Origin of the sequence: Guyparkeria sp. TX1 (genome assembly GCF_046523965.1) — a bacterium.
Lineage (GTDB): Bacteria > Pseudomonadota > Gammaproteobacteria > Halothiobacillales > Halothiobacillaceae > Guyparkeria.
The window spans coordinates 370001-391374 of sequence record NZ_CP144142.1 but is presented as its reverse complement, the minus strand read 5'-3'; the positions used below and the strand labels follow the sequence as shown (position 1 = coordinate 391374).

Here is a 21374-nt window from a genome sequence, read left to right as displayed (position 1 = left end):
CCAACGGCACGGCATGCTTAGACGTCGCGCAGCAGCTCGTTGATGCCGACCTTGGAACGGGTCTTCTCGTCGACCTTCTTGACGATCACCGCGCAGTACAGGCTGTACTTGCCGTCCTTGGACGGCAGGTTGCCGGAGACGACCACCGAACCGGCCGGCACGCGGCCGAAGTGGATCTCGCCGGTCTCGCGGTCGTAAATCTTGGTCGACTGACCGATGTAGACGCCCATCGAGATCACCGAGCCTTCCTCGACGATCACGCCCTCGACCACCTCGGAGCGCGCGCCGATGAAGCAGTTGTCCTCGATGATGGTCGGGGCGGCCTGTAGCGGCTCGAGCACGCCACCGATACCGACGCCACCGGAGAGGTGGACGTTCTTGCCGATCTGGGCGCAGGAGCCGACCGTCGCCCAGGTGTCGACCATGGTGCCCTCGTCGACGTAGGCGCCGATGTTGGTGTAGGACGGCATCAGCACGGTGTTCTTGGCGATGAAGCTGCCGCGGCGGGCGACGGCGTTCGGCACGACGCGCATGCCGGCGGCCTCGAAGCGGGCCTGATCCCAGTTGGCGAACTTGGTCGGCACCTTGTCGAAGTAGTTCACGTCGCCGCCGGAGACCACCTCGTTGTTGCGCAGGCGGAACGAGAGCAGCACGGCTTTCTTGAGCCACTCGTTGACCTGCCAGTCACCGACGCCACGGCGCTCGGCGACGCGCAGCGAGCCGTCGTCCAGACCAGCCAGCGCGGTCTCGACCGCCTCGACCACGTCGGCCGGGGCGTTGGACGGGTTGATCTCGGCGCGGCGCTCGAAGGCCGATTCGATGGTGTCGCGAATGGAAGAGATGTCCATCGGATGCTCCTGAAAATGTTTGCAAAAACGAGCGGCCGACCTGTTCGGGTCGGCCGGGAAATGGGGTGCGTTGCTGGCGGTTATTGTAACAACAGATCGTTGCTGGCGTTTGTCTCCCGGGGTGTGGGTTGTCCGTAGAGCAACCGCCAGGGTTTTCGCACGCCGGTTTCGCGGGAGGGGGCCTTGATGAACCCGCCGGGCGCGCGAGTTGATCTTCTTGCTTGTCAAAGACCGCTTGACCACCAGCCCCTGTAGGTCGGACTTCAGTCCGACTTCGGCCATCGGTCGAGGAATTCACAGTTTTCTCGACCAGAACCTGGAGGATCGTTTCGCACGCCTCTCTCGCGCTGTGGCCACGACCGACCGCCCTGCCTGGCGCGCGAGCCCCTTTTCTTGCTTGCCCAAGAAAAGGGGCGAAAAGAAGGGCACCCCGGCGTCCTGGCCCTGCGGGCCTTCGAGCACGGACTTCGTCCGCGCTCGAAGCCTCGCGACCGGCGGCTGCCTTCGGGGCCGGCTCGACGTGACTTCCTGTCACGGCGAGCCTCGGAGCGACGTCCCTGTCGCTCCGACCCCGAGCCATCCACCGGCCGCGAGGCAGGACGCAAGGGGACCTTGTCCCCGACCATCAGGTGGTGTCACTGAAATTTCCAAGAGAGACGCTGCCCCGAGGTCGCGCCCTCGGCTTAATCGAAGGGGGCGGTTCCCCTTATGCCTTGCCTCGCGAACGAGGGATTGCAGGGTCTGGCCGGCATGGACGCCGGCCAGAGGTTCGCCGCGACACGACGTCGCGTCGAACCGACCCGTCCGCAATCCCGCGTTCGCGAGGCTGATCGTCGCGGATGCAATCCGCGGCGATCAGGCCCGGAGGGCCAAGGCATCGGGGTGTCTTCTTTTCGTCGGTTTTCTTGGACAAGCAAGAAAATCGACTCGCACGCCGAGCACGGCAGTGCATCAGTGCCACCTCGGCAGACCGGCGTGCGAAACCCTGACGAGGGTCAGTCAGGGTTGGTCAGGGTCCGCCAAGACGAATCAGGAAAGCATCGCCCGAATCCGCTCCGCCGCCTCGACGCAGTCGTCGATCTCGGCGACCAACGCCATCCGCACAAACCCCACTCCGGGATTCACGCCGTTCGCCTCACGCGAGAGGAACCGGCCCGGCAGCACGGTGATGTTCTGCTCGGAAAACAGCCGACGGGCGAAGTCGCGTTCGTCGCCTTCCACCCCGGCCCAGAGGTAGAACCCGGCATCCGGCCGGCGCACGTCGATGCCGGCCACCGGCTCGAGGATCTCCAGCACCGCATCGAACTTCTCGCGGTAGAAGCCGCGATTGGCGCGCACGTGCTCCTCGTCGTTCCAGGCGGTGATTGATGCCAGTTGGGTCGGTAGCGGCAGGGCGCAGCCCTGGTAGGTGCGATAGCGCAGAAAGCGCTTCAAGAGGGTGCCGTCGCCGGCGACCAGACCCGAGCGCAGGCCCGGCAGGTTGGAACGCTTGGAGAGGCTGTGAAAGACGATCACGTTCTCGAACGGTGACTCGCCACCGACCTTGTTGGCGACTTCCAGCAGTCCGACCGGTGGCCGCGCCTCGTCGAAATAGATCTCGGAATAGCACTCGTCGGCCGCGATGACCACCTCGTGGCGACGGGCGCGGGCGAGCAGGTTGCGGTAGCGCTCGGCATCGATCACCGCGCCGCTGGGGTTGCCCGGCGAGCAGACGTAGAGCAGTTGCGCGCGTTCCCAGATGGCCTCGGGGATGGCATCGAAGTCCGGCAGAAAGCCGTTTTCTTCCAGCGTTGGGTAGTAGTAGGGCTCGGCACCGGCTAACAGGGCCGCCCCCTCGTAGATCTGGTAGAAGGGGTTGGGCATCAGTACCACCGGCGGCTGGTTGCCGCTGTCCCGGTCGACCACCGCCTGGGCGATGGCGAACAGGGCCTCGCGGGTGCCGGCGACCGGCAGCACGTTGGTCTCAGGATCCAGCCGCCCTGGCGTGAGCGCAAAGCGTCGTGTCAGCCAGTCCGCCATCGCCTCGCGCAGGGCGGGTTCGCCCTTGGTCGCCGGGTAGCGGGCGATTTCGGGGAGTGCCTCACGCAGTGTATCGAGCACGATCTCCGGCGGGGCATGGCGCGGTTCGCCGATCGACAGCGGGATGTGCTTGCGGTCGGCTGGCGGCTCGGCGCCGGCCTTGAGTTCGGCGAGCTTCTCGAAGGGGTAGGGATGCAGTCGGTCGAGATTGGGATTCATGCCGGGGGCCGTTCGGTTGGGTGGTGACGGGGTGGTATGCGACCGGGCATTATAGGTGCCCGATCCAGTCGCTGCGAGTTGCGGCGAGCACCGAACCGGGAGCCAGTCATGCCTGATGCCGACAATCGACTCGATCCGTTGCCCGAGGTCCATGGAGTCGACCACGTGAGCCTGTTGGTGAGCGATGCCCGACAGGCGCGCGATTTCTATGCCGAGGTGCTGGGGTTGGCGGAGTTGCCGCGTCCCGATCTCGGTTTCCCGGGTGCGTGGCTGTCGCTGGGCGGCGGACAGGCCTTGCACCTGCTCGAGTTGCCCAACCCCGACGAGGTCGACGGTCGACCGGAACATGGCGGGCGCGACCGACATGTCGCGTTGCGGGTCGAGGCGACTGCACCTTTCGCCGGTCGGCTGGCGGCCAAGGGCCTAGCCTTCACGCGCTCGCGATCCGGACGGGATGCGTTGTTCTTCCGTGATCCGGACGGCAATGCAGTGGAGTTGGTCGGGACGAAAGGCTCTGCGTAACGCGCCTTTTCCGCCTCGGTACCCCAGGTTTATCCGGCGTAACGCGCCTGTTGCCGTATCCGTTCCACCAGATCGGCCAGCGAGTCGTCGCTCGGGCGCTCCCGGCCGAGAAACCAGGATTGCAGGTCCTGGTCGGCCGCCGTCAGCAGGCGGTCGAGGGTGTCGAGCTCGTCTGGCGCTAGTCGGGGCAATTGCCGCTCGGCGAACGGGCCGAGTAGCAGGTCGAGCTCTCGCAGGCCCCGCCGGCAGCGCCAGCGCAGGCGGGCGCGCCGTTCGTCCTCAGACATGTCGACCCAGCATGCGTCGACGGATGCGTCCGATCGCCTCGGTGGGGTTCAGCCCCTTCGGGCAGACATCGCTGCAGTTCATGATGGTGTGGCAGCGGAATAGCTTGTAGGCATCGTCGAGCTGTTCGAGGCGTGCATCGGTGGCGGTATCGCGGCTGTCCTCGATGAAGCGGGCGGCCTGCAGTAGTGCGGCCGGGCCGAGAAAACGCTCCGGATTCCACCAGTAGGACGGACAAGCGGCCGAGCAACAGCCGCAGAGGATGCATTCGGTCAGCCCATCGAGACGCTCGCGCTCTTCGGGCGTCTGGGCCTGCTCTCGGTCCGGCGGCGGGGCGTCCGGTTGCAGCCAGGGTTCGACCCGCTGGTACTGCTGGTGGAAGTTGTCCATGTCGACGATCAGGTCGCGGATCACCGGCATCCCTGGCAGCGGGCGGATCTCCACCGGGTCGGTCAGCGTGCCCAGTCGGGTGATGCAGGCCAGCCCGTTGCGCCCATTGATGTTCATCGCATCCGACCCGCAGACGCCCTCGCCACAGGAGCGACGGAACCCCAGCGTCTCGTCGATCTCGCGCAGGCGCAACAGGGCATCGAGCAGCATGTTGTCGGGGGACAGGTCGTCGAGGACGTATTCCTGCTGGCGGGGTGCCTCGTCGCTTTCCGGATCGTAGCGGTAGATGGAAAAGCGCATCCGCCCGTCGCGCGGGCCGGGAGGTCGCATGAAGCGGACCGGCAGCCATTCGCGGGGTGAGCCCATCAGTAGACCCTCGGTTTGGGGGGAAACGAGTCCACCGTCAGCGGGGTGGTCCGCACCGGCTTGTAACGCATGCCGGTCTCGAGTGAGAACAGGCTGTGCACCAGCCAGTGCTCGTCGTCGCGCTCGGGATGATCGACCCGGGAATGCGCGCCACGGCTTTCGGTTCGGGCGGCCGCCGCGGTGATTGCCGCCAGTGCCACGTCGGCGAGATTGACCAACTCCAGCGCTTCGATCCTCGCGGTGTTGAACACGCGCCCGTGGTCGCCGATCGCCAGCCGTCGGCTGCGGGCGTGCAGTTGGCGGATGCGCTCGAGCCCCTCGTCCAGCTGATCCTGGCGCCGGAATACGCCGGCATAGTCTTCCATGGTCTGCTGGAGCTCGCGGCGCAGGGCGGCGACCGCCTCGCCGGTCTCCCGCGTCTCGATGGCATCGGCCAGGGCTTGTGCGTGGGCGGGGGCCTGTTCCGGCAGGGGGCGGTGATAGCGATGCGCGGCGAGGTGCTCGAGCATGTGCCGGGCCGCCGCCCGGCCGAAGACCACGATGTCGAGCAGGGAGTTGCCGCCCAGCCGATTGGCGCCATGCACGGAGACGCAGGCGCATTCGCCCGCGGCATACAGGCCCTCGACGGGCTGGTCTTTGCCATCCTCGCCCGGGCGGACCACCTGCCCGTGACGGTTGGTGGGGATGCCGCCCATGGTGTAGTGCGCGGTGGGGAACACCGGGATGGGGTCGTCGACCGGATCGACGTTGACGAAGGTCTTCGCGGTCTCGCGGATCGCCGGCAGGCGTTCGCTGATGACGGCCTCGCCGAGATGGTCGAGCTTGAGCAGGACGTGGTCGCCGTTCGGGCCGCAGCCGCGCCCCTCGCGGATCTCGGTGACGATCGCGCGGCTGACCACGTCGCGGCTGGCCAGATCCTTGGCGTGGGGGGCGTAGCGCTCCATGAAGCGCTCGCCCTCGGCATTGATCAGGTAGCCACCCTCGCCGCGCACGCCCTCGGTGATCAACATGCCCTTGCCGGCGATGCCAGTGGGGTGGAACTGGACGAATTCCATGTCCTGCAGTGGGATGTCGGCGCGCAGTGCCATGGCCATGCCGTCACCGGTGTTGATCAGCGCGTTGGTGTTGGTGCGGTAGATCTGGGCCGCTCCGCCGGTGGCGAGTAGGGTGGTGCGCGCCTCGATGGTGGTCGTCTCGCCGCTGGCGATGTCGAGGACTTGTGCCCCGAGGACCGCGCCGGCGTCGTCGACGAGCAGGTCGAGGGCGAAATGCTCGTCGAAGAAGTGTGTGCCGGCAGCGAGATTCTGCTGGTAGAGCGAATGCAGGATCGCGTGCCCGGTGCGGTCGGCGGCGGCACAGGTGCGTGCGGCCTGTTCGCCGCCGAAGTCCTGGCTTTGCCCGCCGAAGGCGCGTTGGTAGATGCGCCCGTCGGGCAGGCGGGAGAACGGCACGCCGAAGTGTTCCAGCTCCCGAACCGCCTTGGGCGCGGCGCGGCACATGTACTCGATCGCGTCCTGGTCGCCGAGGTAGTCGCTGCCCTTGACCGTGTCGAACATGTGCCAGTGCCAGTTGTCCGGTAGCGCGTTGGCCAGCGAGGCGTTGACGCCGCCCTGTGCGGCGACGGTGTGTGACCGGGTGGGAAAGACCTTGGAGACCACCGCCACGCTCGCCTCGCCACGGGCCAGTTGCAGCGCGGCACGCAGGCCACCGCCCCCGGCGCCGATCACCAGTGCATCGACCTGTCGTCTCACATCACCTCCAGCAGTGTTGCGCCGAACCAGATGCCCGACCCGAGCAGCCAGCCGGCCAGTACGGTCAGCATGACGACGCGCAGGCCGAGCGGATGGACATAGTCGAGCAGCACGTCGCGCCCACCCACCCAGGCGTGCAGCAGCAGCGCCAGCGCGGCCAGCCAGAGCGTCACGGCATTGAGCGGCGCGGCCAGCCAGTCGCTCCACGCCGTATGCGACCAGGAGTCGGCCATCGCCAGGCGGACCAGTGCATAGACGGTGAATCCGGCGAGATAGAGCGCGGAGAGGCGCTGGATCAGCCAGGCGGGCAGCCCGCTCATGCCCACAGCCCCCACCAGAGGCCCAGACCGGCAACCACGCCCACCACCATGACCAGCAGCGCGCTGCGGCGCGCGGTCACGCGGGTGATGCCGATGTCGATATCCAGCAGCAGGTAGCGGATGCCGGCGAACAGGTGATGGGCGAGTGCGAGGGCGAGCAGCAGGCCCGCCAGGCGTGCCGGCACCCCCGTCAGTACCTCGCCGGCTCGGGCGAATCCCGCCGGCCCGGACAGGCTGATGGCAAACAGCCAGGTGGCCGGGAGAATCGCGAGGATCATCAGCACGCCGGTTATCCGGTGGGCGATCGAGGCGATCGCCTGTGGTGGGAAACGTATCCGGCGCAGGTCGAGAAAGACCGGGCGTTTTCGGTGGGTGTTCGGATCCCTCGGCGGCATGACGCGGGTTGTCCTTTCCTTGTCCGTGTGCGTTGGCCTACTGGCTACTATAGGCGCTCGATTGCCAGATGCCCTAGAACGGCGGTTCGCAGTGGTAGCCGACCTTGGGTGCGTCTGGATGTTCCGGGTCGGGGAAGACCAGCCGGGCGGCGTGCAGCATCAGGCGCGCGTGGCGGTTGGCCTCGGGGTGATAGAGCGAGTCGCCCTGGATGGGGCGCCCCTGGGCCAGCAGGTGCACGCGCAGCTGGTGCGAGCGTCCGGTGATCGGCTCGAGGATGATCCGAATGCCGCCTTCCACCGGTTCGGCCACGCGGTAGCGGGTCTGCGACGGGCGCCCGCTCTGTGGGTCGATGCGGTAGCGCGGTCGGCGCTCGTGGTCCTTGCCGATTGGCAGGTCGATCAGGCCCTCGACCGGCTCCAGCGGGGCATCGATCAATGCCTCGTAGGTCTTGTCCACGTCGCGGGCGGCGAAGGCCTTGGAAAGGAAGGAGTGGGCGCGCGCATTGCGCGCCAGCACCAGCAGACCCGAGGTATCCCAGTCGAGGCGGTGGACGATGCGCGCCTCGGGAAACTCGGTCTGCACCCGCGTGATCAAGCAGTCCTGCTTCTCCGGGCCGATGCCGGGTACCGACAGCATCCGCTCGGGCTTGGCCACCACCAGAAAATCGCGGCGCTCGTCGATCAGCGCCCAGTCCCCTGGCGGCTGGTTGGCAGGGAGGTTATGGTCGATGGGACTCATGTGCCTTTCTCGGCGGCGCTGCCCTTGGCGGCGTGGATCAGGGCGTCGGCAATTGCCTGTTGGTGCTCGCGGTCATTGATCGGGTGGCCGTACTGGTCGACCACGAAGAAGGCGTCCTCGGCGCGTTCGCCCAGGGTGGCGATGCGCGCGTGCAGCAGGATGGCGCCCATGCGCCAGAGCGTGTCGGAGAGGTCCGCGAGCAGGCCCGGCCGGTCCTTGGTCAGGACTTGGATCATGGTGCGTGCCCGCGCGACGTCGGCAATGAATTCCACCTCGGTATCCACGTCGAGGCTGGAGAGCTGGGCCGGGGTGCGCCGGCGGGTGACCGACAGGGCGCGTTCCGGGCGGTGGATCACGCCTTCCAGCCGCTCGTGCAGCGCCTCGATCGCGCCGGGGTCGCTGACGGCATGCCCCTGGCGATCGAGCACGAAGAATTCCAGCAGGATCAGTTCCGACTCGGGCAAGGGCTCGCGGTTGCCTTCGTCGTCCACGGCGTTGAGCCCGCTTTCGACCACCAGCGGGCGCGGGATCACGGTGATGTTGGCCGATTGCACGTTCAGGCCCTCCCGGTCGATACCGGCAACCACGTGGGCGAACAGCGCCGGGTGGTTCTGGGCCAGGATCAGGATCTGGGTGGCCTGGTGCTGCGGGTCGTCGTTGATGGTCAGGGCGGGCAGGTCGGCATCGACCGCCACCCGCGAGTGACGCAGGATGTTGTCGATCTCGTTTCTGAGGAAGTACTCCTCCGGCATGCCCGACAGCCAGGCGGCCAGCTTGGCGGCATCCATGCCTTCGCTCGAGCCCTGGCGATTGGCGTCGCGCCGTGTCTCGCGCACGATCTGCGCGGACGAGCGCACCCCCTCGGCAAAGTGCTGATGGGTGAGCTCGAACAGGCGTCGCAGCAGGGTGTCCCGCCAGGAGTTCCACAACTGCGGATTGGTGGCGCGGATGTCGGCCACCGTCAGCAGGTAGAGATAGTCGAGCTGTTCGGCGCTGCCGACCTGTTCGGCGAAGCGACGGATGACCTCAGGGTCCTCGATGTCCTGGCGCTGGGCGGTGAACGAGAGCAGCAGGTGCTGTTCGACCAGCCAGCCGACCAGATCGATGTCCTCGCGCGGCAGGCCATGGGCCCGGGCGAAATCCCGGGCGTCGAATGCGCCCAGTTCGGCGTGATCGCCACCGCGGCCCTTGGCGATGTCATGGAACAGCCCGGCGAGATACAGCACCTCCGGGCGGGGAATGCGCTGGAAGGCGTCCGAGGCGATCGGGTTCTCGTCGCGGTACTCCGGCAACGCGGGGCGGCGCAGGTTGCGGATCACCAGCAAGGTGTGGGTATCGACCGTGTAGGCGTGGAACAGGTCAAACTGCATCAGCCCGACGATCGGGCCGAAGTTGGGGATGTAGGCGGCGAGCACGCCGGTGAGATTCATGTTGCGCAGCGCGAGGTAGACGCCGCGTTCGGCACGCAACAGGCGCATGAACAGCTGTTTCGCGTGGCGGTTGGCGCGAAAGCCGGCATCGATCACCGACAGGTTGGCGCGTAGCTGGCGGGCGGTAGCGGCCGTCATGCCCTCGAGCTCGGGGTGTTCGGCGAGCAGCAGGAACAACTCGAGGATGGCGGTGGGCGAGCGCATGAAGACCTGCGCGTCGCGGGTCTCGATCAACCGTCCGCGACGGACGAAGCGCGGGTTGAGCCGCTGGATCGGTTCGAGGATCTCCGGGTGCAGACGTTCACGCCAGCGCTGGATCAGGAGCTGGTTGAGGCGTTCGACCTCGATGGTCGCGCGAAAGAAGTGCTGCATGAAGCGCTCGACCGCGAGGTTGCCGTCCTGGAGGCCTTCGTAGCCAAATGCGCCGGCCAGCGTTTTCTGGTGCATCAGCAACAGGCGCTCTTCGGCCCGTTCGGCCAGGCCGTGCAGGCCGATGCGGATGCGAAACAGCAGCGATTCGGCATGCAGCAGCGCCCGGTATTCGTCATCGCGCAGCAGCTCGCCGCGGTGCATCGCCGCGAGACTGGGGGCGCCGTCGATGCGATTGGCCAGCCAGCGGATGGTGTGCAGGTCACGCAGGCCGCCCGGGCCTTCCTTGATGTGTGGCTCGATCTTGGTGCCGACATTGTCGTGCGACTCGTAGCGCGCCTGTTGCTCGTCGATCTTGGCGGCGAAGAACCAGGCCGGGTCGAAGGCCGCATCGTCGCGAATGGCGGCATCCAGGCGCGTGAGTAGCCCCTCGTCGCCGGCGATCAGCCGCATCTCGATCAGGCTGGTGTAGACCGTGGGGTCGGTGGCCGCCTCGAGGCACTCCTCGACGCTGCGCACGGCGTAGCCGATCGACAGGCCGGTGTCCCAGAGGGTATAGAGGAACGCCTGTACCGCCTCGTCATGGGCGTGGTCGGCGGTGAGCACCATGATGTCGATGTCCGAGTGGACGAACATCTCGCCGCGGCCGTAGCCGCCGACCGCGACCAGGGCGCAGGGCGTGTCGGCGAGTTTGTCCTGCCACAGGGCCCGCAGGGCGCTGTCGACGCGCGCGGTAACCTCCTGGATGAAGCCACGGGCGCTGGCCTCGTCGGTCAGCGCCTCGGCCCAGTGGTCGTTCAGTGTCTCGAGCTGGCGCGCCAGCGGCCGGTCGGCCGGGTAGGTGCTCTGGTCGCCGAATCGACCGTCGGGGGCCGGTTGCCCTGTTGATTGCATGGAGTTACGCGGGCGGCAGGCTGAGGATGTCAAACCCGTCCTTGGTCACGGCGACCGTGTGCTCCCACTGCGCCGACAGCGAGTGGTCTTTCGTGACCACCGTCCAGCCGTCGCCCAGCAGCTTGATCTCCTTCTTGCCGGCGTTGATCATCGGCTCGATGGTGAAGACCATGCCTTCCTTGAGGCGTACGCCCTCGCCCGGATTGCCGTAGTGGACCACCTGCGGGTCTTCGTGGAAGTTTCGCCCGATGCCGTGGCCGCAGTACTCGCGCACCACGGAAAAGCCGGAGGATTCCGCGTGGGTCTGGATGGCGTGGCCGATGTCGCCGAGGGTGGCGTCGGGACGGACCGTCTCGATGCCCTTCATCATCGCCTCATGGGTCACATCGATCAGGCGCTGGGCGCGTACCGAGGGCTTGCCGACGGTGTACATCGCCGAGGTGTCGCCGTACCAGCCGTCCTTGATGACAGTGACGTCGATATTGAGGATGTCGCCGTCGCGCAGGGTCTTGTCGCCGGGGATGCCGTGGCAGACCTGGTGGTTGAGCGAGGTGCAGATCGAGGCGGGGAAACCGTGGTAGCCGAGCGTCGCCGGGGTGCCGCCCTGGACCTCGGTGATGTGACGGTGGGCGATCTCGTTGAGCTCGCCGGTGGTCACGCCGGCCCGGACGTGCTCGCGCATCAGCACCAGTATCTCGGCTGCCAGCTGGCTGGCGATGCGGATGTTCTCGATTTCCTCGGGGGTCTTGATGGAGATGTTCATGACCTGGAAACGGGCTCCCCTGAAATGTGTCGGCCTCGTCGCGAGACGCGCGCAAAGACAGTCAGTGTAACGAAAAACGCCCCGGCTCGCGGGGCGTCGGGGGTGCGTGAGTCGAGGAATCTCAGGCCGACTCGAGCAGCCGGTCGAGGGTGCGTTCGACCCGGTCGACGTCGAATACGCCGATTTTTTGGAACTCGATGCGAGCCTGGGCATCGAGGATGAAGGTCGTCGGCGTGACGCGCACCGGCCCGAACGCTTCGGCGCCGCGGCCGTCCTTGTCCTGCCAGATGGTGTAGGTCATGTCGCGCTCCTCGACCATCGTGTTGATCTGATCGAGCGGGTCGTAGCTCATCGCCAGTCCGACCACGTTCACGCCGCGGTCGGCGTACTTGTCGTGCAGTTCCTGGATGTGCGGGATTTCCTTGACGCAGCCGGGGCAGGTGGTGGCCCAGAAGGTGATCAAGGTGGGCTTGCCCTTGATCGACGCCAGCTCCACCGGCTTGCCGTCGCGGTCCTGCACCATCACGCCGTCGATCGGCAGGCCGCTGTCCGACAGACAACCGCCCAGCCCCAAGGTGAGCAGCACCCCCGTCCCGCCCAGCAGCAGGCGGCGGCGTGAGCTGTCGTGGTGCGGATCCGTGGCGGTGTCCGCCCGGCGGTCAATATCGTTTCGTCGCGTCATGTCGAACCCTCATTGGGAAGCTCAGGTCGAATAGGGATGCGGCCCGGTACACCGGAACGGCATTCCTGTTCGATCAACGCGTCCTTGGGTAAATACGCCCGGTGCGTGGCAAGCAAAAGGGACCGGCACCAGGTGGCAAAGTTTCCGCGTGACATCCGTCGGCGTCAACGTTCGACGATCGCCTGTTCCAGCATGGCAGCGGTCATCACGCCCAGGGTCCGGGCCTGCGGCGAGCCGAGCATGCGTCGCGCGACCAGCACGCCGACGTCTTCCTCGCGCATCACCCGTTGAGCCTGGGTCAGGGTGTAGCCGACCTCGACGTCGGCGGCCTGGTAAAAGCCGCTGATCTCCGCCGGGTCGAGGAGGACGTCCTCGCGCACCTGGTTGGCCAACGCGTCCATGTCGATGCCTGTGCCCGCGTCGTCGTCTGCCTCCGGTGTATCGGAGCTCTCGCCCCCAGCGCCGCCTTCGCCCGTGTTCGCGGGGGTGTGGGTGGTCTCGTCTGCCCCGACGTGCTGGCTTTCCGCCGATGCCTGGCTGGCTTGCGTCTCGGCGTCGACCTCTCGTGCGGCCTGCTCCGCGCGAGCCTGAGCATCGAACAGCGCCTGGTTGAAGGCCTGGTCGAAGGCCGCCCGGGCCGGGGCATAGCGGATCACGCCCATTGCCTGGCGATTCTCGTCGCGGATGACCAGCCAGGCCGGTTTCTCCTCGAGCGCCTGTTCGAAACGAGCGAGGTTGCACGGGCAGTTTACCTCGGCGACACGTCGCTCGATGATGCTTGAGACGCCGATGTTGTCGCCGTTGAACCACAGTGACGGCCCCGGCATCTGCTGGTCGTTGGCGCGCAGGATCGCGTCGTAGAGACCGGACTTGCCGAATACCATGCGGCTGACCAGCCCGGAGACGACGATGGTGATCATGGCGGGAAGGATCGCGCCGGTGTCACTGGTCAGTTCCAGTACCGCGGCCAGGGCGGCCAGTGGCGCCTGCAGCGTGGCGCCCATCATCGCGCCCATGCCCAGCACGGTGTAGAAGGCCACGTCGTTGAGCGGGATCTGGTCGAGCCGGTAGAGCAGGCTGCCGAGCGTGCCGCCGACCACCGCGCCGATCATCAGCACCGGGGCGATGGTGCCGATCGGCAGACCGAGGCCCACGGTCACGCTGGCCAGCAGCCACTTGGCCACGGCGATGATCAACAGGGTCCCCAGGGTCAGCTCGGCGGCGGCGACCAGGTCCGTGGTGTCGTGGCCGATGCCGAGGATTTCCGGCACCCAGAAACCGATGATGCCGGTTGCCACCCCAGCGGCGGTAAAGCGCCCCCAGACCGGCCAGTTCCAGCTGCGGGCGATGGTGCCCTCGACGATCTGGATGTAGCCGGCGGCCATCGCGCCGATGATCAGCCCCAGCGCCAAGAGCGTGGGTACCTCCCAGAACGACATCTGGTGGTGGATCTCGATGGTGAACAGGGTTTCCGGCCCGAAGACGGTGGTCGCGAGCAGCGCGCCCATCGAGGAGGCGAGGATCACCGGCAGGAAACTTGCGAGCGTGTACTGCTTGATCACCACCTCGAGGGCGAAGATCACGCCGGCCAGCGGCGTGTTGAACGCCGCCGAGATCGCCGCGGCCACCCCGCAACCCGAGAGCGTGCGCACGCTGTTGTTCGGCAGGCCGAGGCTATGGCCCAACAGGCTGCCCGAGAAGGCGCCCAGGTGGATGCCGGGGCCTTCCCGCCCGCCGGTCAGGCCAATCAGCAGGCCCCACACGCCGGCGACGAACTGCACCACGGCGTTCTGCCAGGGCATGTCGGCGCCGAAGCGGTGAAAGCGGATGATGACGTGACCGACGCCGACGTTGCGCATGCCGAACGGCAGCAGGTGGAAGGCAAGGCCGAGCACCAGTGCGCCGAGGATCGGCAGCAGCAGTCGCCATTCGGCGGGCAGGGATTCGTAGCGTTCCGCGCCCGGCAATCCCAGCCCGTAGACCTGCAGCCCCTCGAGCGCCAGCCGGAAGGCGACCACCAGCAGGGCGGCGAGCAGGCCGGCGATCAGGCCGAGCAGCGTGACCTGCAACAGGGCGTCCGGTTGGGCCAGGCGCAGCCGCAGTCGCTCGATGAACCGGCTCAAGGGGCGGCCGAGCCAGTCCTGGATGCGGGCGAGCAGAGCGGTCACGGGCCGGGCCTCCCGGGGGAAGATGAGGTCGGTGGTCGGTCGGACGAGCGGATGGTCCGCCGCGTAGTGGCTGCTAATATGCCACGATTGCCGACCCGATTCGAACGCCCGTTGCCCGATAGGCGGGGCCGGATCGGATGTACCCAAGCACGAAGAGTCGAGCGAAGACATGAAGAAGATCGGAATCGTCGGTGGCACCGGGTATACCGGTGTCGAGCTGATGCGCCTGCTGGCCCACCACCCGGAGGTCGAGGTGGTGGCGATGACGTCCCGTGGCGAGGCCGGTCGCCGCGTGGACGACCTGTATCCCAGCCTGCGCGGGCATACCGATCTGGTGTTCAGCGAGCCGGGCGAGGCCGATCTGGCGGGCTGTGATCTCGTATTCTTCGCAACGCCCAACGGCATCGCGATGCAGGAGGCGCCGGCGTTGCTCGAGCAGGGCGTGCGGGTGGTCGATCTGGCCGCGGACTACCGCATCAAGGATCTGGATGTCTGGTCGCAGTGGTATGGCATGACGCACGCGTCGCCGCAATGGGTCGATCAGGCCGTCTACGGCCTCCCCGAGCTCTACCGGGACGAGATCCGCGGCGCGCAGCTGGTCGCCAACCCCGGTTGTCACGTGACCGCGACCACCCTCGCCGTGCTGCCGCTGATGGGGCTGGACTGGATCGACCACGGGCAGATCGTGGCGGATACCAAGTCGGGCGCCAGCGGTGCCGGTCGTTCGGCCGCCGTGCACACCCTGATGGCCGAGGCCGGCGAGAGTGTGCGCACCTACGCGGCGGCCGGCCACCGCCACCAGCCGGAGATCCGTCAGACCTTGACCACCATCGCCGAGCGCGAGATCGGCCTGACCTTCGTGCCGCATCTGGTGCCGATGGTCCGGGGGATCGAGTCGACCGTCTACCTGCCGCTGAACGGCGAGCCGGGTGACGATGTCCAAGAATTGTACGAGCGCTACTACGCCCAGGAGCCGTTCGTCGACGTCATGCCGCCGAACAGCCACCCGGAAACCCGCAGTGTGCGCGGCAACAACATCTGCCGCATGGCCGTGCACCGGCCGCTCGATGGGCCGATGCTGGTGGTTTCCAGCGTGATCGACAACCTGGTCAAGGGCGCGGCCGGGCAGGCCGTGCAGAACATGAACCTGATGCTGGGATGTGACGAGTCGGCGGGCCTCGAGCTGGTCGCGCTTTCGCCCTAGGAAACCTCTGCCCGATTCGATGGCGCCTCTGGCCAGCCCCTTCGGGCGAGCCGCCAGGGACCCATTTGCGGCGTTGCACTCCTTGTGAAGGACCCTGCCATTCACGTCGGGCTGCGCCTTGCAACTGGGCCCTTGGCGGCCCCGCAGAGGCACTATCGAATCGTGCAGAGATTCCCCAGTGCCGGCTCGCGTGCATTCGCCAATGGTCTGATAGACTGTGAGTTTGCCGCTCGGCAAAGAGCTTTTCCGCCGAGCGGACGCGCAATCGATTGAGGTGAACGCGATGGTTGACGCAACCGACACCATGGTGGCCGAGCCGGCTACCGAGGCCACGCCGCTGGTCTTTACCGAGAATGCGGCGAACAAGGTCCAGTCACTGATCGAGGAAGAGGGTAACCCGGAGCTCAAGCTGCGCGTGTTCATCACGGGTGGTGGTTGCTCCGGCTTCCAGTACGGCTTCATGTTCGAGGAAGAGGTCCAGCCGGACGACACGGCGGTGGAGCGCTCGGGAGTGACCCTGCTGGTCGACCCGATGAGCATCCAGTACCTCGAGGGTGCCGAGATCGACTACAAGGAAGACGTCTCCGGCGCGCAGTTCGTGATCCGCAACCCCAATGCCGCGACCACCTGCGGCTGCGGTTCCTCGTTCTCGATCTGATTGGGTAATGGGTCATGACGCGGGTATTGCCCGCGTCTCGCGTTTGTCAGGGTTATTACAAGGCGTTGTCGATGGATTTCGTACCGGGTTTGCAGGGTGTGCCGGCGGCGCAGTCTGCCATTTCGTATCTGGATGGTCAGGCCGGGCTGCTGACCTACCGTGGTTATCGCATCGTGGATCTGGCCCGCCAGAGCACGTTCGAGGAAACCGCGTGGGTGTTGATCCACGGTGATCTGCCCACGGCGCTCGAGCTCGCGGAGTTCGATGCCGACCTGCGTCGCAACCGCCGCGTGAAGTACAACGTGCGCGACATCATGAAGTTCCTGCCCATCGACGGGCACCCGATGGAAGCGCTGCAGACCTGCGTGGCCAGTCTCGGCATGTTCTACCCGGGACAGGAGCGCATGACGGCCAACGGCGTCAACGCCGACTCCGAGTTCGTCGAGCAGATGATCGTCAAGATCCTCTCGAGCATGTCGACGTTGGTGGCCATGTGGGAGCACATCCGCAAGGGCGACGACCCGGTCGCGCCACGCGCCGACCTCTCCTACGCGGAGAACTTCCTGTACATGATGACCGAGCGCGAGCCCGACCCGATCGAGGCGCGCATCATGGACGCCTGCCTGATCCTGCATGCCGAGCACACGCTCAACGCCTCGACCTTCGCCTCGCTGGTCTGCGGGTCGACGCTCGCGCCGCCGAACCTGGTGGTCGCCTCGGCCATCGGCACGCTGGCCGGCCCGCTGCACGGCGGCGCCAACCAGCGCGTACTGGCGATGCTCGATGAGATCGGCTCGGTGGAGAACGTCACCCCGTGGCTGGAGCAGAAACTGGCCAACAAGGAGGTGATTTGGGGCTTCGGTCACCGCGAGTACAAGGTCAAGGATCCACGCGCGGATATCCTCCAGGGGCTGCTCGAGCAGTTGCGCGAGCATCGCGGCGGGCAGCTCTCGCCTCTCTACGAGATCGCCCGCGAACTCGAGGCCCAGGCGGCCGAGCACCTGGCCGGCAAGGGCGTCTACCCGAACGTCGATTTCTATTCCGGGCTGCTGTACGCCGAGCTTGGCATCCCGCGCGACCAGTTCACGCCGATCTTCGCCATCTCGCGCACCGCCGGCTGGCTGGCGCACTGGAAGGAGCAGATCGCGAACAACCGCATCTATCGCCCCACCCAGGTATACGTCGGCGAAAGCCCGCGCGATTACCGCCCGATCGGCGCCCGCTGATCGATCTCTTTTGAGGGTCCGGCCGACTCAGGCCGGGTAGATGCCTCCCAGCAGGCGCGGCCCAGCCGCGCCCGTCACGCTGGGGGCGTTGCCGGGTTGTCCGCTGAGCAGTTGGCGGGCCAACCACGCAAACGCAGCCCCTTCGACGCATTCCGGCGCCAGGCCAAGAGCTGCGCTACTTTCCACCGGCGCGGCCAGCCGTTCGCCTAGGCGCTCGACCAGCCGCCCGTTGTAGGCCCCGCCGCCGCACAGCGTTATCGGCATGCCCGCTTGTTCGACCTGCCAGGGCGACAGGGCCCGGGCAATGCTCTCGACCGTCAGTTCCAGCAGGGTGGCCTGGACGTCCTCGGCCGGGAGCGTCTCGATCCACTTCCCGCCCAATCGCTCCAGCCAGTCGAGATTGAAGTGTTCCGGTCCGGTGGATTTCGGGGCGGGGGCGGCGAAGAACGATTCGCTCAGCAGGTGTTCGAGCAGCGCGGGGTGTGCCGTCCCGCTGGCTGCCCAGTCGCCGTCCCGATCGAATGGAGCCTGCCGATGGCGGCTGTGCCATGCATCCATCAGGGTGTTGGCCGGGCCGGTGTCCAGGCCGATGGGTTCCCGGCCGGGGCGCAGGATCGAGGCATTGGCGATTCCGCCGAGGTTGATCACGATCCGCCCCTCGGGGCCGGGCGGGAACAGGGCGGCATGGGCCGGCGGTGCCAGCGGGGCGCCCTGACCGCCGGCGGCCATATCACGTCGACGGAAGTCGGCAGCCACGGTAATCCCGGTCAGCTCGGCGATGCGGCTCGGGTCGCCCAGTTGCAGGGTGAATGCCGCTTCCCGCCAGTCCGGGCGATGACGCACGGTCTGGCCATGCGAGCCGATTGCCCGCACGGCACTGGCCGGCAGCCCTGCCTGCTTCAGGAGCTGGGCGACGCCCGCGGCAGTGGTCTCGGCAAGCCGGCGATCGGCCATGCCGAACAGGTCGATGGCGTCGATTGCCGGGACAGGTGGCGCATGGATTGCTTCGCCATCGACGCCGCGGGCCAGTCGCGTCAACTGGGCGGTCAGAGTCGCGTCCAGCGGCTCCTGGTGGTGGGCAATCAGGCGGGGTTGCGAGCCGGAGAAATCGCAGAGGCACAGATCGAGTGCATCGATGCTGGTGCCCGTCATCGCGCCGATGAAGAGCTCGGTGTTGTCTTCGGGGCGTTTGCGGTTCGGGTCAGTCGTCACGTGATTCGCGGGAGACGCGCTCGTTGCTGGCGAGGTGAACCGGCTGCTCGCCTTCAACGTCGACCTCGATGCGGGCCAGTTCCTCGAGCGAACCGCGTGTCCGGGCGATGAAATCCTTGCGGTCCTCTGAGGCGATCGGGTTCGCTTCCGGCAGATCGACCTTGAGCGGATCGAGCGCTTTGCCGTGGACCTTGAATTCGTAGTGCAGGTGCGGGCCAGTGGCGGCGCCGGTCATGCCCACAAAGCCGATGGTGGTGCCCTTGTCGATGCTCGCGCCGCGCTTGAGGTTGCCCTTGAAGCCGGACAGGTGCGCGTAGAGGGTCTCGTGCTTGGCGTCGTGCCGCACCTGGACCACCTTGCCGTAGCCATGCTTCCAGCCGACGAAAGTCACACGGCCGGAGGCGGCCGACTTGACCGGCGTGCCGGTCGGGGCGGCGAGGTCGACGCCGTTGTGCGGGCGGACGGTGTTGTGAATTGGGTGCAGCCGCTTGGGGTTGAAGTTCGAGCTGATGCGGGAAAACTCCACCGGGTAGCGCAGGAAACCGCGCTCGAGGCTGCTGCCATCGGGCTCGTAGTATCCGCTCGTGCCGTTGGGCGAGGTGTAACGCACGGCCTGTACCCGCTCGCCACGATTGACGAACTCGGCGGCCACGATATGACCGGTCCCGAGACGCTCACCGTCGCGCTCGCGCACCTCGTAGATCAGCCGGAACTGGTCGCCATCCCGCACGTCGCGGAGGAAATCCACCTTCCACCCGAAGACCTCGGCCAGTTGCATGATCTGCATCGGGGGGACGCCCGTGGCGATCGCGGACTGGTAGAGCGAGCCCTTGATCGTCCCGCCGGCCGAGACCAGCCGGGTCTCGCTGGGCAGGTCGGTAATTTCGGCCACCAGCTGGTCGCCGTCACTGCGGAAGATGGAAAGCTCGCTCTCGCTGCTGAAGTCGTATTTGAGGCCGGCGAACTGTTCGGCGTCGTCCATCATCAGCACGAGCTTGTCGCCCGGTCGAATGCGCTCCAGGCGACGGGCCTCATCGCCCAGATCGAGCACCTTTAGCACGTCGCTGTAGCCGAGGCCCGCCTTCTCGAAGATCGTCGACAGGGTGTCCCCCGAATCCACCGTAATGGTGGTTTCCTCGAGCGAGGGTGACGCGCTCTCCGTCTCGCCTTCCACCGGGTCGAGATCCTCCGCGCTGCCGACCGCAGCCCGATTGGCCTCAGGCGCCTCGATGGCCTTGAGGGCCTCTTCCTGGCCGGGGATATGGAAGTTGGGGCGGCTACCCAGGCTGACGGATCGGGCGAAGGCCGTTGACTGCTTGCCCGAGGTGGGCGTGTCGATCGACACGGATTCCGATCCTGCCTCGCGTGCCGTTTCATTCGGGGACTCGATGGCTTCCAGCGTCAGCGGGATTTCGTTGCCGTCACTTGGCTTCGAAGCAGTGGCCGGGCCGTCTTGTGCACCTTCGCCGGGCAAAAACTGCCAGACGACGCTGCCGAGCGCGAACACGCCCAGACCAACCAGGAGGGTGCGCCGTATCAGTCGAGATGGCCTGCGTTTGGGCTTGAATAGAGGGCGCTGTTGCATCGATATAAAAACCTGGCAGAAATACATGGTGTAAAACCGGTAACATAACCGCCTTTCTGCAGCCATTCAACGTAATTCTTGGAAGGGTGAACCGTGTCTCAGGAGCAAGCGCAGATGCTGGCGGAGTTGTGTCGGGGGACCGACGAGGTGCTGGTCCGCGAGGAACTGGTGGAGCGGCTCGCCGAAGGGCGGCCGCTGCGGATCAAGGCGGGCTTCGATCCGACCGCGCCGGATCTTCACCTCGGACACACGGTTTTGATCAACAAGCTACGCCAGTTCCAGGAGCGTGGGCACGAGGTCATCTTCCTGATCGGGGATTTCACCGGCATGATCGGTGACCCGACCGGCAAAAACGCCACCCGCCCGACCCTGACGCCGGAGGCGGTGCGCGAGAACGCCCGCACTTACGAGCGCCAGATCTTCCGCATCCTCGATCCGGAAAAGACTCGTATCGTCTTCAATTCGGAGTGGATGGGGAAGAAGAGCGCCGCCGACCTGATCCAGCTGGCCAGTCGCTACACGGTGGCGCGCATGCTGGAGCGTGACGATTTCTCCAAGCGCTACCGGGAGAATCGCTCGATTGCCGTCCATGAATTCCTGTATCCGCTGGTTCAGGGCTATGACTCGGTGGAACTGGAAGCGGATGTCGAGTTGGGTGGCACCGATCAGAAGTTCAACCTGCTGGTTGGGCGCGAGTTGCAGAAGCAGTACGGTCAGAAGCCCCAGGTGGTCATGACCGTGCCGATCCTCGAGGGGCTCGACGGCGTTAACAAGATGTCGAAGTCGCTCAACAACTATATCGGTATCGAGGAGCCCGCCGACGAGCAGTTCGGCAAGCTGATGTCGATTTCCGACGACCTGATGTGGCGCTACTTCGAGCTCCTCTCGTTCCGCCCCCTTAAAGAGATCGCGCGCCTGCGCGAGGAGATCGATGGCGGGCGCAATCCGCGCGACATCAAGTTCGAACTTGCCGTCGAGCTCGTTGATCGCTTCCACGGCAAGGGCGCCGGCGAAAAGGCGCGCGAGGCGTTCATTGCCCGTTTCCAGAAAAAGCAGCTGCCGGACGACATGCCCGAGGTGCACCTCGATGAAGGGGTGGCGATCGTCGAGGCGCTCAACCGTGCCGGGTTGATCCAGTCCAACTCCGAGGGCTTTCGTCATATCAAGGCCGGGGCGGTGAAGCTTGGCGGCAAGCCGGTGACGGATCGGGCGCTGATTCTGCCCGCGGGCGAGTCGATCATTCAGGTGGGCAAGAGGCGCCTGGCAAAAATCATCGTCGGAGGGGGTTGACGCCCCCGGCAAAGCGCGTAAGATGCGCTCCTCCTTACG

General features: G+C 66.5%; 19 protein-coding genes. 5 read left to right on the top strand and 14 right to left on the bottom strand.

Going from position 1 to position 21374, the window contains the following annotated elements; genetic code table 11:
- Positions 1–17 precede the first annotated feature (17 nt).
- The gene (gene dapD / locus VWP12_RS01865; RefSeq protein ID WP_410474930.1) at positions 18–842 is read right to left on the bottom strand and encodes a 2,3,4,5-tetrahydropyridine-2,6-dicarboxylate N-succinyltransferase; all 825 of its coding nucleotides are present in this window, start codon (positions 840–842) and stop codon (positions 18–20) included.
- Positions 843–1877: 1035 nt separating this feature from the next.
- Positions 1878–3086 (bottom strand): succinyldiaminopimelate transaminase, encoded by a 1209-nt coding sequence (gene dapC / locus VWP12_RS01860; protein WP_410474359.1) that lies wholly within the window; start codon positions 3084–3086, stop codon positions 1878–1880.
- A gap of 108 nt (positions 3087–3194) precedes the next feature.
- Between dapC and VWP12_RS01855 the strand changes: the two genes are divergently transcribed.
- On the top strand, positions 3195–3608 hold the full coding sequence (locus VWP12_RS01855) for a VOC family protein (protein WP_410474358.1): 414 nt from the start codon (positions 3195–3197) through the stop codon (positions 3606–3608).
- A gap of 29 nt (positions 3609–3637) precedes the next feature.
- Here the strand turns inward: VWP12_RS01855 and VWP12_RS01850 are convergent, their stop codons facing one another.
- The 10 genes from VWP12_RS01850 to VWP12_RS01805 all read right to left on the bottom strand — a co-directional run bounded on the left by VWP12_RS01850 (position 3638) and on the right by VWP12_RS01805 (position 14160).
- The gene (locus tag VWP12_RS01850) at positions 3638–3895 is read right to left on the bottom strand and encodes a succinate dehydrogenase assembly factor 2 (protein WP_410474357.1); all 258 of its coding nucleotides are present in this window, start codon (positions 3893–3895) and stop codon (positions 3638–3640) included.
- Entirely contained in the window at positions 3888–4583 is a 696-nt protein-coding gene (locus tag VWP12_RS01845; protein ID WP_410474929.1) for a succinate dehydrogenase iron-sulfur subunit, read from the bottom strand. The genes VWP12_RS01850 and VWP12_RS01845 overlap by 8 nt, the downstream gene beginning before the upstream one ends.
- 65 nt (positions 4584–4648) lie before the next feature.
- The gene (gene sdhA, locus VWP12_RS01840; RefSeq protein WP_410474356.1) at positions 4649–6400 is read right to left on the bottom strand and encodes a succinate dehydrogenase flavoprotein subunit; all 1752 of its coding nucleotides are present in this window, start codon (positions 6398–6400) and stop codon (positions 4649–4651) included.
- Positions 6397–6720, bottom strand: coding sequence for a succinate dehydrogenase, hydrophobic membrane anchor protein (gene sdhD, locus VWP12_RS01835; RefSeq protein ID WP_410474355.1), 324 nt, complete (start codon positions 6718–6720; stop codon positions 6397–6399). The genes sdhA and sdhD overlap by 4 nt, the downstream gene beginning before the upstream one ends.
- The gene (gene sdhC / locus VWP12_RS01830; protein WP_410474354.1) at positions 6717–7115 is read right to left on the bottom strand and encodes a succinate dehydrogenase, cytochrome b556 subunit; all 399 of its coding nucleotides are present in this window, start codon (positions 7113–7115) and stop codon (positions 6717–6719) included. The genes sdhD and sdhC overlap by 4 nt, the downstream gene beginning before the upstream one ends.
- 73 nt (positions 7116–7188) lie before the next feature.
- Positions 7189–7854 (bottom strand): RluA family pseudouridine synthase, encoded by a 666-nt coding sequence (locus VWP12_RS01825; protein WP_410474353.1) that lies wholly within the window; start codon positions 7852–7854, stop codon positions 7189–7191.
- Positions 7851–10547 (bottom strand): [protein-PII] uridylyltransferase, encoded by a 2697-nt coding sequence (gene glnD / locus VWP12_RS01820; protein ID WP_410474352.1) that lies wholly within the window; start codon positions 10545–10547, stop codon positions 7851–7853. The genes VWP12_RS01825 and glnD overlap by 4 nt, the downstream gene beginning before the upstream one ends.
- A 4-nt stretch (positions 10548–10551) precedes the next feature.
- Positions 10552–11310 carry a type I methionyl aminopeptidase gene (gene map, locus VWP12_RS01815; RefSeq protein ID WP_410474351.1) on the bottom strand — a complete coding sequence of 253 codons (759 nt, stop codon included), beginning with the start codon at positions 11308–11310 and terminating at the stop codon, positions 10552–10554.
- A gap of 121 nt (positions 11311–11431) precedes the next feature.
- Positions 11432–11992: a peroxiredoxin family protein gene (locus VWP12_RS01810; protein ID WP_410474350.1), complete on the bottom strand. Its 561-nt coding sequence runs from the start codon at positions 11990–11992 to the stop codon at positions 11432–11434.
- A 164-nt stretch (positions 11993–12156) separates the two neighbouring features.
- On the bottom strand, positions 12157–14160 hold the full coding sequence (locus tag VWP12_RS01805) for a chloride channel protein (protein WP_410474349.1): 2004 nt from the start codon (positions 14158–14160) through the stop codon (positions 12157–12159).
- Positions 14161–14329: 169 nt separating this feature from the next.
- Between VWP12_RS01805 and argC the strand changes: the two genes are divergently transcribed.
- The 3 genes from argC to VWP12_RS01790 all read left to right on the top strand — a co-directional run bounded on the left by argC (position 14330) and on the right by VWP12_RS01790 (position 17248).
- On the top strand, positions 14330–15364 hold the full coding sequence (gene argC, locus VWP12_RS01800; RefSeq protein ID WP_410474348.1) for an N-acetyl-gamma-glutamyl-phosphate reductase: 1035 nt from the start codon (positions 14330–14332) through the stop codon (positions 15362–15364).
- Between the two features lie 304 nt (positions 15365–15668).
- A complete protein-coding gene (gene erpA / locus VWP12_RS01795; protein WP_322522365.1) occupies positions 15669–16022 on the top strand; it encodes an iron-sulfur cluster insertion protein ErpA in 354 nt (117 codons plus the stop codon).
- Between the two features lie 71 nt (positions 16023–16093).
- On the top strand, positions 16094–17248 hold the full coding sequence (locus VWP12_RS01790) for a citrate synthase (protein ID WP_410474347.1): 1155 nt from the start codon (positions 16094–16096) through the stop codon (positions 17246–17248).
- Positions 17249–17275: 27 nt separating this feature from the next.
- On the opposite strand, the gene VWP12_RS01785 is transcribed toward VWP12_RS01790, so the two are convergent.
- A complete protein-coding gene (locus tag VWP12_RS01785) occupies positions 17276–18400 on the bottom strand; it encodes an anhydro-N-acetylmuramic acid kinase (RefSeq protein WP_410474928.1) in 1125 nt (374 codons plus the stop codon).
- A 49-nt stretch (positions 18401–18449) separates the two neighbouring features.
- Positions 18450–20045 (bottom strand): peptidoglycan DD-metalloendopeptidase family protein, encoded by a 1596-nt coding sequence (locus tag VWP12_RS01780; protein ID WP_410474346.1) that lies wholly within the window; start codon positions 20043–20045, stop codon positions 18450–18452.
- Between the two features lie 114 nt (positions 20046–20159).
- Between VWP12_RS01780 and tyrS the strand changes: the two genes are divergently transcribed.
- The gene (tyrS, locus tag VWP12_RS01775; protein WP_410474927.1) at positions 20160–21335 is read left to right on the top strand and encodes a tyrosine--tRNA ligase; all 1176 of its coding nucleotides are present in this window, start codon (positions 20160–20162) and stop codon (positions 21333–21335) included.
- Positions 21336–21374 lie beyond the last annotated feature (39 nt).